This window comes from Mucilaginibacter sp. cycad4 (assembly GCF_034263275.1).
Lineage (GTDB): Bacteria > Bacteroidota > Bacteroidia > Sphingobacteriales > Sphingobacteriaceae > Mucilaginibacter.
Genome location: NZ_CP139559.1, coordinates 6432247 through 6444806, shown reverse-complemented (window position 1 = coordinate 6444806; position 12560 = coordinate 6432247). Strand labels below are relative to the sequence as shown.

Here is a 12560-nt window from a genome sequence, read left to right as displayed (position 1 = left end):
GTAAAAGCTTCCCATTATAAAATAAAAAATGTAAATGCAATTATAAGTAAATGTTTATTTACTTATAATTGCATCATAATTCAGTTTATCACATTATGAGGCCAAAGAATTTAGAAAAGGAACAAGCCATCCGCACCATTGCACTTGATATTATTGCCAATGAAGGTTTGGAAAACCTGAGCATGCAGAAACTGGCCAAGGCAGCCAATGTATCGCCCCGTACCATCTATATCAAATATGAGGACAAGGACGACCTGCTTATCAAGCTTTTCATTACTGAAGTTTTGGGCGCTTATGAAGCCGCCATTTTAGAGGATTTCAACGAAGAGATGGATTTTGAAACCGGTGTAAGAAAACTCTGGAACAATGGTTTCCAATATTTGAAAAATAACCGTACACACTTCGCATTGATCCTGTATGGCAAATCCTCGCCGCTATTGAATAAAGCGTATCAAAAACAAAATATCCGTCAGGGTCAGTTTTTTGCGCCAATTCACCGGTTTATGGAGGCTAAAATAAAAGAAGGCGTCATTCATGATCTTCCTTTTGATGTACAGCGGGCATTATTGTTCTCGCCGCTGCTCGATCTGGTGAACGAGTATTTCGATCACATCGACAGGCCGGTACAGATCATTACCGATGAAGTGATTTCGGTTTGTTGCGACGCAGTAATAAAAGGTATGATGAAATAATTAAACAACATGAAAGCAATTAAAAACAAAAATATAGCCATTGTAGGCGGCGGTCCGGGTGGGTTAACCCTTGCCCGGCTCTTGCAAATGAACGGTGCTAAGGTAAATGTTTACGAACGCGATGCGAACCGGGAAGTGCGGGTGCAGGGTGCCACGCTTGACCTGCATGAAGAATCGGGATTGAAAGCGTTAGAAGCGGCCGGCCTGATGGATGCCTTTAATACCAACTACCGCCCCGGCGCCGATAAATTAAGGGTTGTAGATAAACACGGCAACATTGTACTCGATGAGCATGGTGCAGATGGCGGCTCATACAACCGTCCTGAAATTGACCGGGGACCGCTGAGGAAAATCCTGCTTGATTCCCTACAGCCGGATACAGTAATTTGGAACAGCCAATTTGTATCGCTCAGTAAACAAGAGAATGGCGTAATTAAATTAGAATTTAAAAAAGGCACTACCGCCTATGCCGATTTAGTGATAGCCGCCGATGGTGCTAATTCAAAAATCCGTCCATATATTACTCCTATTGAGCCATTTTATGCCGGAGTGAGTGTGATAGAAGGTGCAGTTTATAATTCGGAAAAAGCAAGCCCCCGGATCCATGAGCTTTTGAACGGCGGTAAAATATTTGCTATGGGCGATGAAAAAACACTGATAGTAAGCTCAAAAGGTGATGGCAGTCTGGTATTTTATGCAGGCATCAAATCGTCCGAATCATGGCTGCAGGATAGCGGAATAGACTTTAAAAACAAGGCGCAGGTATTTGCCTGGTTTAAACAGGAGTTTGCGGGCTGGGACACCATTTGGGATGAACTGTTTGAGAATGCCGAACCTGTATTTATTCCCCGCCCTCAATATTGTATGCCCTTAGATCAAACCTGGAAAGCTTTACCTAACCTAACCATGCTTGGCGATGCCGCGCACCTGATGCCACCCTATGCCGGCGAAGGTGTTAATATGGCCATGCTTGATGCATTGGAACTGGCGCAACACTTATTAAGTGATGAATTTGAAAATACCGGCGATGCAATAGCAGCTTACGAAAAACAAATGCGCACAAAAGCATCAGAAACTGCCGCTATGACATTGGAACAAACAGATTCATTGCATTCGGCCGATGGATTAAAGAATTTGGTGGCAATGTTTAACCCGGAAGAGTAGTTCAACAATGAACTTGTTTCGGCACCCCAGGGGACGAGTAGCCAGTTGGCTTAGTCAATTTGCTCAGCATAGTTGCTTAGCAAGTGGGGTGTTGAACCAGGTTACATGACCATATTTAAAAATGTCATCCTTCGCTATTGCCCAGGATGACATTTTTATTTTGAAATTGCACTATTACGATACTGTAATCTCGCCCCTCAAATCCGTTTCCAGCCATTCTTTTACCTGCAAGGGGTCATCGCTTTGGCCCAGCAGGTACATCATTTTGGTAACAGCCGATTCAAAGGTCATATCATAGCCGTTAGCTACGCCGATATCTTTCAGGTGTTTACTGGTTTCATAACGCCCAAGTTCAACCGTACCTACTTTGCACTGTGAGATATCAAGGATCACCTTGCCGCTGTCGATAGCGTTTTTAAGCAAATCGATAAACCAATTGTCGGTTGTGGTATTACCGGCCCCAAAGGTTTCCATTACTATGCCGCGCACGTCGGCGCTTAAAATGTTTTCAACCACTTTAGGGCTTATCCCCGGGTATAGTTTTAATACGCCAACATCATTCACCAGGTTGTTGTGTACAATAAGCGAGCTTTCATCTTCAGGCAGCCTGATATCGTTCGCGCTAAAACGTAAATGAACGCCCGACTCGGCCAATATGGGATAGTTTGGTGACCGGAAGGCCTCAAACTTTGATGAATTATATTTAAATGCCCTGTTACCACGGAACAGCTTATAATCAAAATAGATACAAACCTCGGGTACGCGGGCGCGGTCATTCTTTTTAGCTTTGGCTATTTCAATAGCCGTCATCAGGTTTTCCTTTGCATCGGTGCGGATGGCACTTATAGGCAATTGCGAGCCTGTGAAAATGATGGGCTTGCCTAAGTTTTCTAACATAAAACTTAATGCCGATGCTGTATAAGCCATCGTATCCGAGCCGTGTAAAATCACAAAACCATCATTATCATGATAGTTTGACTGGATCAAGCCGGCCAGTTCGCTCCAGATTTCAGGGTTCATGTTTGATGAATCAATGATCTCATCAAACGAATGTACTTTGATACGGCAATTAAGCTTTTCAAGCTCGGGCACGTTATCCATTATTTGCTCAAAGTTGATAGGCTTGAGCACCTTTGTAACCGGATCACTCATCATACCTATTGTCCCTCCGGTATAGATGATCAAAATTTGGCTCATTAATTAAGTTTATGCTGTATATAAATATTAAACAATTTTAAATTCCGAATACAAGCCTGGAATTTTCGGTAGTGACCTCTGCCACTTTTTCAATGCTTGTTTGGTGAAGCTCTGCTACCTTTTGGGCTATATATACCAGGTAGGAGCTTTCGTTAGGTTTACCCCTGAACGGAACGGGCGTAAGGTACGGAGAATCTGTTTCTAAAACTATATGTTTAAGGTCAATTTCCGGTATTACTTTGTCAAGCCCCGAGTTTTTGTAAGTAACTACCCCACCTATGCCCAGGTAAAAATTAAGGTCGATCACTTTTCGGGCCTGTTCAACAGTACCACCAAAACAATGAAAAATGCCGCGCAACTTTTCATCCGCTTCCTGCTTCAGCACCTCATATACTTCATCAAAAGCATCGCGACAGTGGATCACAATGGCCAGATCAAGGCTTTTGGCCCAATTGATCTGTTTCACAAATGCATCTGCCTGTTCCTTTAAATGCGTTTTATCCCAATAAAGGTCAATCCCAATCTCGCCTATGGCATAAATCCCGTTTTGCTGATGGGCATTCATAATGGCCAAAAGTTCTTCTTCCCAATTCTCCTTTACATCACAGGGATGTAAGCCCAGCATCGGGTAACAATATTGGGGGTACTCGTTCGCCAAACCATAAACCAGGGGAACAGAAGCCGCATCAACATTGGGTAAAAACAAACGGGTAATGTTATTATCGATACAACGCTGCATTAACGCTGCGCGTTTTTCAGGAATGGTTTCGTAGTATTGATGGGTGTGCGTGTCGGTTAAAACCATGCTGCAAAAATAAACCTTGAATACTTAATAACGAATTTATAGCGGTAAAGTATCGATACTTTCAATTAATTACCTGACGACTGCAAACAAAAAACCTCCTGCTTTTGGCAGAAGGTTTTTTTATCAGTTCTTTTTAGCGGCGGGTTTCTTTGCGCCGGCTTTTTTTAGCGGGGCTTTACCCGCGGCCGGTTTCGGGGTAACCGCGGCATGTTTACCCGGTTTTACTTTAACCAGTTCGATATCAAATACCAATGTGCTGTATCCGGGGATCTCCGATCCGTAGGGACGCTCACCGTAGGCAAGGTTTGAAGGAATGATAAATGTTGCTTTTGAACCTTCATTTAATAAAAGCAAACCTTCATCCCAACCTGATATTACCCTGTGCTCGCCCAAAACAACGCTTATTGGCTCATACGGGCGGCCGGGCTGTTGTATGCCTGCCGCTTTGGCGTTTGCTTCAATACTGGTATCAAACAGTTTCCCGTTAAGCAACTTCCCGGTATAATTTACCAGCACAGTATCGCCGTTAAGCGGCTTCCTTTTTGTTGTTGGGCTTGTTATTACATATTTTAAGCCCGATGCTGTAGTAACAGGTTTAAGACCATGTGTTGTAATGTAGCTTTCTCTGTCGGCTGTTTCGGCTTGTTTTAGTTTTTCAAGTCCGGCATTTCTTTCGGCAATGGCCTCATTTAATGATTGTACCTTCTCTATCTTTAAAATAAAAGTAAGAAAACTGCCTTTAGGTAAAAACGGCGGACGGGCTTCTTCATGTCCGACAAATACCGAATCGGTTGGGATCTTAACTATCGCGCTATCCTTTGCCGCCAGCAGAGGGAATATTTCCATCAGATCGCCTACATTTTGCGAAGCTTGTACCTGGGCCTGTACAGGATGCCCGGCCTTATAACTACTAAACAATACCGAATCTTTATCGGTTTTCTGGATGAAGTTAAAGGTAAGCACATCGTTGAGCTTAGCCTTGTTGCCTGGGTTAGCCGTATAGACCTGGTAAAGGGCGCCTTTAGCGGTTTTCTGTAAACCAGCCGTTTGAGCACCTGCGCTTAAAGCAAACACTGAAAGCGCCGGCAATAAAAAAGAAAAAATACGTTTTTTCATAAGTTATAAATAAAAAAGCCTTTCCTGTTTTAAGCAGGAAAGGCTTTGTAAAACATGATAACTATTTCGTTGTCGGAGTTGGCATTTGCATTTGCGGCATAACCGGTTTTGGTGCATTTGGATTTGGGTGGACAATATTCACCAGCTCAACTTCAAACACAAGCGGCGTATAAGGCTGCATTTGTTGGCTTCCCTGGTCGCCATAACCTAATGACGATGGAACAACCAATACGGCCTTAGTACCTTTGTTAAACAATTGGAAGCCTTCATCCCAGCCTTTGATCACTTTACCTTCACCTACCGGAATACGGATTGGCTGATAAGGGTTCATCGGGTTGATCTGCATTTTTTCTTTTACAGCTACTGCTTTAACACTTGTTTCCAAAACTTTGCCTGTAACAAGCCTTAAAGTATAATTAATTACTGCTGTATCACCAACTGCTACGTTAGCACCACTGCCCGGCGCTGTAACTGCATAATTTAAGCCTGATGCTGTTTTTACAAATTTCAGGTCTTTATGCGCATCTAAATAACCCTGGATCTTAGCGGGCTCTTTACCTTTAAGTGCATCGGTTTGACCTTTCATGTATTGAGTAACACGATCACGGAAAACTTGCTCGGTAAGCGCGCCTTTGGCAACTACTTTTTCAATTTTAATGGTATAAACCAGGTATTTACCTTTAAAGCCCGGAGGGCGTTGCTGGCCACCTTTAAATACAGAATCGGCAGCAATTTTAAATGTGGCGCTATCACCTTCGCCCAATAACGCTAAGCCAGAAACAATATCACCTTTCGTCTGGGGTTTAGGCATCAGCGTTGGTATAGGCTGGCCATTATCATAAGAGTTATTGATAATTGAATCCTTATCGGTTTTGAGGATCATGTTCAGTGTCAAAAAGTCACCTTCCTTAACTTTAGGATTGCCTTTTGAGCTGTGGATATTATAAAGCAAGCCGCCTTCGCCCTGCTTAAACCCACCGTTGCAACTTGCAAATCCAATAGCCGCAAGTGACAGAAACATCAGTTTTCTTTTCATCATTACTTTTTTACTGTATTAATAGTTTTTTATATTCAGGTAAAATTTGTTTAAATTGTTGTATAACCTGTTCAAGGCTATCTTCAGAATGACCACCGGCCGCATTGCGGTGACCGCCGCCATTAAAGTACTTTTTGCAAATCTCGTTGGCCGGGAACTCTCCTTTTGAGCGTAACGAAAGTTTTACCCTGTCGCTTCGTTCAACTATGAAAGCAGCCAAACGGATGCTTGCCATCGATAATGCATAATTCACCACGCCTTCTGTATCGCCTGTTTCAACATCAAAGCGTTCCAGGTCATGCTTGTTAACTGCAATTATAGCTGTATTAAATTCGGGCAATACCTCCAGGCAATTAGCCAGGCAATGACCTAAAAAGCGCAGCCTGTTTTCAGATGCGCTATTATACACCAGCTCATGAATACGCCAGTTAACTGCACCGGCATCTATCAAATCGGCAACTATGCGATGAACTCCGGATGTAGTGTTAGGAAGCCTGAATGAAGCCGAATCGGTCATGATGCCTGTGTAAAGACAGGTTGCCACATCCTTATTTACAAGTTCTTTGTGGTGCAGCTCGTTTACTATAAAATCATACACCAGTTGCGCAGTAGCACAGGCGTTGATATCCCAGTGTCTATAGTCGTCAAAATCGGCAGGCTCCAGGTGATGATCGATCATGATCTTATAGGCGTTGCTTTCTCCAACCAACTCCCCCATGTCATTGATACGGCTCAAAGCATTAAAGTCAAGGCAGAATATAAGTTTCGCGTCGGCTATCAGGGCGGCGGCTTCTTCCCGGTGCTCGGTATAAATAATAACATTCTCGTTACCGGGCAGCCAGCTTAAAAAATCAGGATAATCTGTAGGGGCAATAACCCTGGCATGATGGCCTTGCTGTATTAAATAATTATATAAGCCTAATGACGACCCCATAGCATCACCATCAGGTTTATGATGGGTAGTGATCACTATCTTTTGGGGTTTCGTTAAAAGGTCAGTAAGCGAAGCTAAATCAAACATCAATTCTTAAAAAAAGAGTTGCAAAGCTAAATAAATTAATCAAATACAAACCATCTAATTTAATTCAAAAAGCTTTATCTTACAGTTACAAAAGCCTATTTTTGCCGCAAATTTTAAATGCCACTATAAGCTATAGTAAGCTTATGGTTTAAAACTAATTAAGCAAAGGCATTTTTTCAGTCTATTTATATAACCCAAAAAAGAAACAATTATTTCAATGAAAACCAACAGAACATTTACCATGATAAAACCTGATGCTGTTGCTGACGGTCATATCGGTGCTATTTTAGACATTATAACAAAAAACGGCTTTAAAATTGTAGCGCTTAAATACACTCAATTATCTACCGAAAAAGCCGGACAGTTTTATGAAGTGCATAAAGAGCGTCCTTTTTATAACGGACTGGTGGAGTTTATGTCATCAGGCCCTATTGTAGCGGCTATTCTTGAAAAAGACAATGCTATTGCCGAATTTCGTAAATTGATTGGGGCCACTAACCCGGCCGATGCTGCCGAAGGCACTATCCGTAACCTGTATGCAAGGTCAATTGGTGAAAATGCCGTTCACGGTTCAGACTCGGACGAGAACGCCGATATTGAAGGAAACTTCTTTTTCTCGGCTTTTGAAAGGTTTTAAGTAACTTATTTCGGGTGTAATTACGTAACCCAAAAGTTACACCCGAAATTTTTACGTTTTTTTTGTAATTATGGTTACGTTTTTTGTAACTTTACAATACACTGCCTAAACTATATTACATATTTAATAAACCCAATTAATCTCACACAGTATGAAATCATTATTCAAATACATATTTTACGTACTTATACTGGTGATGCTGGTTATTGGATCGCTAATGCTTTACAGAACTCACCCGGAAGCACAGCTCGCTTTTACTATTCCCGGGTTGTTCATCCTTGCTTACGCAAAGCTTACCGATGATATTAAATTAAAGCATAACGGCTTACGCATGCTTAGAGGAAGATAATTTCCTCAACAAGCACACTTTTAGCTTCATTATTTATCTTTTCAATTATCTGGCTGCGCATCAGCATCAATTCATTTTTTATTACTGATGATTCTATCCGCAGGAATAATTTCTTATCGCGCACAAATAACTCTTTGGTGCGATTGGCTACCGATTTGCCTACCAGGTCGGGCCAGGCCGTAATAATACCGGTTTCGTCAAAACGCCGTTTAATCTTATACACATTAAGCATTTGCTCAATAGCTTCCTTAAGTGTTTTGTCGTTAGTTTTACGCATCAATCGCTCCTCCTTTTACTTTAAATAGTTTAACAGGCACCCCTATTTTATTAAAAACGCTTTCAACCCGCTCAACCCCGGTATCAGTTATAAAAACCTGTCCAAAGTCATTATTTGATACCATTTGCATTAATTTGGTAACCCGGCCATCGTCAAGCTTATCAAAAATATCATCAAGCAAAAGCAAGGGCTTAAACCCTTTTTGCTGATATAGAAAGGTATATTGAGCAAGCTTAAGTGCAATTAAAAATGATTTCTGCTGCCCCTGCGATCCAAACTTTTTCATAGCCATGCCATGGATAATGAACTGCAGGTCATCTTTATGAATGCCCGCCGTGGTACGCTCCAATACCTTATCCCGGTCAAAACTCTTTTTTAATAAACTATCGAAATCATCGGCAAGCAATTGCGATTCATATACCAGGTCAACTTGTTCGGCATTATCGCTCAAAAAACTATAATGCTTATTAAAAATAGCAACAAAACCCTCCATAAAGGCACGGCGCCTTTCAAAAATGCGATTGCCCGAAGCACTCAATTGTTCATCAATCACCTCAAACAAGCCGGCATCATATCGCCCCGTATCCGCTACCTGTTTTAAAAGTGCGTTACGATTGGTAAGGATTTTATTATAAGTGATTAACTCATCTAAATAATGGTTATCTGTTTGCGATATCACATTATCAATAAACTTGCGGCGTTCTTCGCTCCCCTCGGTTATGATACTGGTATCATTTGGCGATATCATCACCAGCGGCAACAGCCCGATATGATCGGCCAGGCGCTGGTAGTCCTTTTTATTGCGTTTAAACTGCTTTTTCTGATTGCGCTTCACTGAGCAGGCAACGGCTTCGGGCTGATTGTTTTTATTAAAGATGCCGGTAATGATAAAAAAATCGGTGTCTTGCTTAATCTGCTGGCTGTCTATCGGGTTAAAGTAGCTTTTGCATAACGATAGGTAATGAATAGCATCAAGCAAATTGGTTTTGCCGGCACCGTTGTTACCTGTAAAAGCATTAACCCCCTCGCTGAAAACCAGTTCGGCCTCATCGTAATTTTTAAAGTTGATAATTGACAGCTGTTGCAGGTGCATGGGATGGCAAATTTACGGTTTTATTTGGTTGTTAATGGTTCATGGTTGATAGTTCATGGTATTACCGTCATTTATAAACAAAATTGCTTCTCCCTAAATACCCCAAAAACTACAAGCCCGGGGCCATGAACCATGAACTATCCACTATGAACTATCTCTCTTTAAAGATTTAATACAAAAGGTATTGCCAGTAAATTTGAAAACCGTATTTTTGCAAACTTAATTTTAGAACAACAATGTCAAAAACCCAGGCGAACACCAAAGTTGCAGCACCGGAAAACAATTTTGGTCAGAGTGGCAAATTTGTACGCGAGAACCAAAAAAGCTTACTGTTTATTGTAGGGGCCATTATTGCCCTTATTGCAATCTATTTCATTTACATTAAATTATACTTAGGTCCGCGTGAAGTAACTGCTGCTAACCAAATGTATAAAGCGCAGGATTTTTGGCAGCAAAAAAACTGGGATAAAGCTATTAAAGGCGATGCCGGTTTCCCTGGTTTTGAAAAGATCATCAGCGATTACAGCAATACCAAAGCTGCTAACCTTGCTTACTTTTACCTGGGTACAGCTTATTTAAATAAAGGCGATTACCGCAAAGCGATCGACAACCTGACCAACTACCGCGGCGACGATAACATGGTAGCAGCCGAAGCTTTTGGCAGCACCGGCGATGCTTACGTAGAACTGAAAGATTACGAAAAAGCCGAAACCTATTTCAGCAAAGCTGCTGATAAAGCAAAGAACAAATTTTTATCGCCGCTTTACCTTAAAAAGTTGGGTTTAACTTATGAGGCTCAAAAAAGCAATAAAGAGGCTGCTGAAGCTTACAAAAGAATAAAAACTGAATACCCTGAAAGCGCTGAAGCTCAAAATATAGACGAATATATAGCGCGCGCAGAAGCGAAACAATAATTTTAATATCGGATTTCGGATGTTCGATTTCGGATTTATGAAGTAGTGATATTACAACTTACATAATTCAGAGATCGAACATTTTTTATTTATGGCCTTTTATTTACATATGCGCCATAAACTAAACCCGAAATCGAAATTCCCAAATCCGAAATCAATATGGCTACCCATCTTAAAAACCTTTCCGACTTTTCGAATACCGAAATACCTTCGGCAGCACCGTACCGCTTCGGTATAGTTGTAGCCGAGTGGAATGCCGAAATTACCAATGCACTTTACCAGGGCGCATACCAAAGCCTGGTAAGTAATGGCGCACTGGCCGAAAACATTTTTTCATACCAGGTACCGGGAAGTTTTGAACTTACTTCAGGAGCCGAGCTTTTACTTAAAAAGGGCCACCTTGATGCCGTAATTTGCCTCGGCTGTGTAATCCAGGGCGAAACAAGGCATTTTGACTTTATCTGCAATGCAGTAGCAAACGGAGTAAGCAATGTTGCTATAAAGTACTCAAAACCTGTTATATTTGGCGTATTAACCACTGATAATCAGCAACAGGCTATTGACAGGGCGGGCGGCAAACATGGCAATAAAGGCGATGAAGCGGCTATTACCGCCATCAAAATGGCGGCCCTTGCTGAAACATTAAACAGTTAAAACCCGTTAAAACAATTAATTTTAGCTCAACATGAAAAAATTAGTTTACATAGCACTTATAGCTGCGGCAGTTGCAACAGTATCATCCTGCTCAAACAAATTGTGCCCTGCTTACGGTTCATATCCTAAAACAGGCCGTTAACAGTTAATTGTCATTTTTAAACCTGTTTAAACACACTACACAGTTTTTGTGTTATAATTACGTTATAGCATTTTAACTATTAATAATATGAACTGGATTTCGTTGGAGACGGCCGATCAGCTTATGGCGATCAAACAACAAGAAGGCTATAGCCTTATATTTAAACATAGTACACGTTGCTCCATCAGCATGATGGCAAAAAGGCGCTTTGAGCTTGACTGGGATAACCTCCCCGAAAATATGTCCCTTTATTTTTTAGACCTGATCAAATACCGCGACCTGTCAAACCAGGTAGCGCAGCTGTTCCAGGTTCACCACGAATCGCCGCAACTATTACTCATAAAAGACGGCGAGTGCATTCTTGACCAATCACACAGTGGCATCTCCGTTGATGAAACTTTGGAGGTATTGAATTAGATTTTGTTCATGGATCATAGTTCATGGTTCATGGGTTCACAAAGTATTTTTAGCATTAATTACGTTACTGCAAATGCTCATGATCATTTTGCAGTCATTTGCTGCTACTATGAACTATGAACCATTCCCCATCAACTAAATATTTAACTACATTTGCATTATGATTGATTTGCCGGTAGTTCCTGCTGTTAGCCAGCCTGTACGCAAGCCTGATTGGCTTAGGGTTAAGCTTCCTACAGGAAAAGAATATGCTCACGTACGCAGCCTTGTTGATACCCATAAGCTGCATACCATATGCGAAAGCGGTAACTGCCCTAACATGGGCGAGTGCTGGGGTGCCGGCACAGCCACTTTCATGATCCTTGGTAATATTTGTACCCGTTCGTGCTCGTTTTGTGCTGTTGCCACCGGCAGGCCTTTAGCTGTTGATATTGATGAGCCAAACCGGGTAGCAACTTCTGTAAAGCTGATGCAGGTAAAACATTGCGTTATTACCTCTGTCGACCGCGATGATTTGAAAGACGGCGGCTCCATTATCTGGGCCGAAACTATCAATGCCATCCGCCGTGAAAGCCCCGATACTACTTTAGAAACCCTGTTGCCCGATTTTAAAGGCAATTGGGATAATCTTGCCCGCGTTTTGGAAACCAGGCCCGAAGTGGTTTCACACAACCTGGAAACTGTAAGACGCCTTACCAAAGAAGTGCGGATCCAGGCAAAATATGACCGCAGCCTTGAAGCTCTGAAACATATTTCAGAAGCCGGTTTGCGTACAAAATCAGGCATTATGCTTGGTTTGGGCGAAACCGAGGAGGACGTTTTAGAAGCAATGGATGATTTGCTTGCAGCAGGTGTACACATTCTTACCCTGGGACAATATTTACAACCCACACGCAACCATCACCCGGTGATAGACTGGATCCACCCCGATCAATTTGCACGTTATAAGGAATTTGGCCTTCAAAAAGGTTTCAGGTATGTTGAAAGCGGCCCACTGGTACGCTCATCTTACCATGCAGAAAAACACTTGTTTGAAATGTAATAAT

At 41.9% G+C, this 12560-nt stretch carries 15 protein-coding genes; 8 read left to right on the top strand and 7 right to left on the bottom strand.

Annotated elements, in window-relative coordinates:
- Positions 1 to 95 precede the first annotated feature (95 nt).
- Entirely contained in the window at positions 96 to 692 is a 597-nt protein-coding gene (locus SNE26_RS26735) for a TetR/AcrR family transcriptional regulator (protein ID WP_321556897.1), read from the top strand.
- 9 nt (positions 693 to 701) lie between these two features.
- Complete coding sequence (locus SNE26_RS26730) at positions 702 to 1856, top strand: NAD(P)/FAD-dependent oxidoreductase (RefSeq protein ID WP_321556896.1); 1155 nt, start codon at positions 702 to 704, stop codon at positions 1854 to 1856.
- A 174-nt stretch (positions 1857 to 2030) separates the two neighbouring features.
- On the opposite strand, the gene SNE26_RS26725 is transcribed toward SNE26_RS26730, so the two are convergent.
- From SNE26_RS26725 to SNE26_RS26705, 5 genes are all read right to left on the bottom strand, one after another.
- Positions 2031 to 3053, bottom strand: a complete 1023-nt coding sequence (locus tag SNE26_RS26725) for an asparaginase (protein ID WP_321556895.1) — start codon at positions 3051 to 3053, stop codon at positions 2031 to 2033.
- A gap of 37 nt (positions 3054 to 3090) precedes the next feature.
- Positions 3091 to 3858, bottom strand: a complete 768-nt coding sequence (locus tag SNE26_RS26720) for a TatD family hydrolase (RefSeq protein WP_321556894.1) — start codon at positions 3856 to 3858, stop codon at positions 3091 to 3093.
- 123 nt (positions 3859 to 3981) lie between these two features.
- Entirely contained in the window at positions 3982 to 4974 is a 993-nt protein-coding gene (locus tag SNE26_RS26715; protein ID WP_321556893.1) for an FKBP-type peptidyl-prolyl cis-trans isomerase, read from the bottom strand.
- Between the two features lie 61 nt (positions 4975 to 5035).
- Positions 5036 to 6013 (bottom strand): FKBP-type peptidyl-prolyl cis-trans isomerase, encoded by a 978-nt coding sequence (locus SNE26_RS26710; protein WP_321556892.1) that lies wholly within the window; start codon positions 6011 to 6013, stop codon positions 5036 to 5038.
- A 7-nt stretch (positions 6014 to 6020) separates the two neighbouring features.
- Positions 6021 to 7031, bottom strand: coding sequence for a DHH family phosphoesterase (locus SNE26_RS26705; RefSeq protein ID WP_321556891.1), 1011 nt, complete (start codon positions 7029 to 7031; stop codon positions 6021 to 6023).
- A gap of 217 nt (positions 7032 to 7248) precedes the next feature.
- On the opposite strand from SNE26_RS26705, the gene SNE26_RS26700 reads away from it, so the two are divergent.
- The gene (locus SNE26_RS26700; protein WP_321556890.1) at positions 7249 to 7668 is read left to right on the top strand and encodes a nucleoside-diphosphate kinase; all 420 of its coding nucleotides are present in this window, start codon (positions 7249 to 7251) and stop codon (positions 7666 to 7668) included.
- A 151-nt stretch (positions 7669 to 7819) separates the two neighbouring features.
- Positions 7820 to 8017: a hypothetical protein gene (locus tag SNE26_RS26695; protein ID WP_321556889.1), complete on the top strand. Its 198-nt coding sequence runs from the start codon at positions 7820 to 7822 to the stop codon at positions 8015 to 8017.
- Here the strand turns inward: SNE26_RS26695 and SNE26_RS26690 are convergent.
- Positions 8004 to 8294 carry a DUF721 domain-containing protein gene (locus tag SNE26_RS26690; RefSeq protein ID WP_321556888.1) on the bottom strand — a complete coding sequence of 97 codons (291 nt, stop codon included), beginning with the start codon at positions 8292 to 8294 and terminating at the stop codon, positions 8004 to 8006. The two genes, SNE26_RS26695 and SNE26_RS26690, sit on opposite strands and share 14 nt — an antisense overlap.
- A complete protein-coding gene (locus SNE26_RS26685; RefSeq protein ID WP_321556887.1) occupies positions 8287 to 9387 on the bottom strand; it encodes a DNA replication/repair protein RecF in 1101 nt (366 codons plus the stop codon). The genes SNE26_RS26690 and SNE26_RS26685 overlap by 8 nt, the downstream gene beginning before the upstream one ends.
- 236 nt (positions 9388 to 9623) lie before the next feature.
- Between SNE26_RS26685 and SNE26_RS26680 the strand changes: the two genes are divergently transcribed.
- From SNE26_RS26680 to lipA, 4 genes are all read left to right on the top strand, one after another.
- Entirely contained in the window at positions 9624 to 10301 is a 678-nt protein-coding gene (locus SNE26_RS26680) for a tetratricopeptide repeat protein (RefSeq protein WP_321556886.1), read from the top strand.
- 159 nt (positions 10302 to 10460) lie between these two features.
- Entirely contained in the window at positions 10461 to 10955 is a 495-nt protein-coding gene (ribH, locus tag SNE26_RS26675; RefSeq protein WP_321556885.1) for a 6,7-dimethyl-8-ribityllumazine synthase, read from the top strand.
- Between the two features lie 229 nt (positions 10956 to 11184).
- Positions 11185 to 11514, top strand: a complete 330-nt coding sequence (ytxJ, locus tag SNE26_RS26670) for a bacillithiol system redox-active protein YtxJ (RefSeq protein ID WP_321556884.1) — start codon at positions 11185 to 11187, stop codon at positions 11512 to 11514.
- Between the two features lie 160 nt (positions 11515 to 11674).
- Positions 11675 to 12556: a lipoyl synthase gene (lipA, locus tag SNE26_RS26665; RefSeq protein WP_321556883.1), complete on the top strand. Its 882-nt coding sequence runs from the start codon at positions 11675 to 11677 to the stop codon at positions 12554 to 12556.
- The last annotated feature ends 4 nt before the right edge of the window (positions 12557 to 12560 follow it).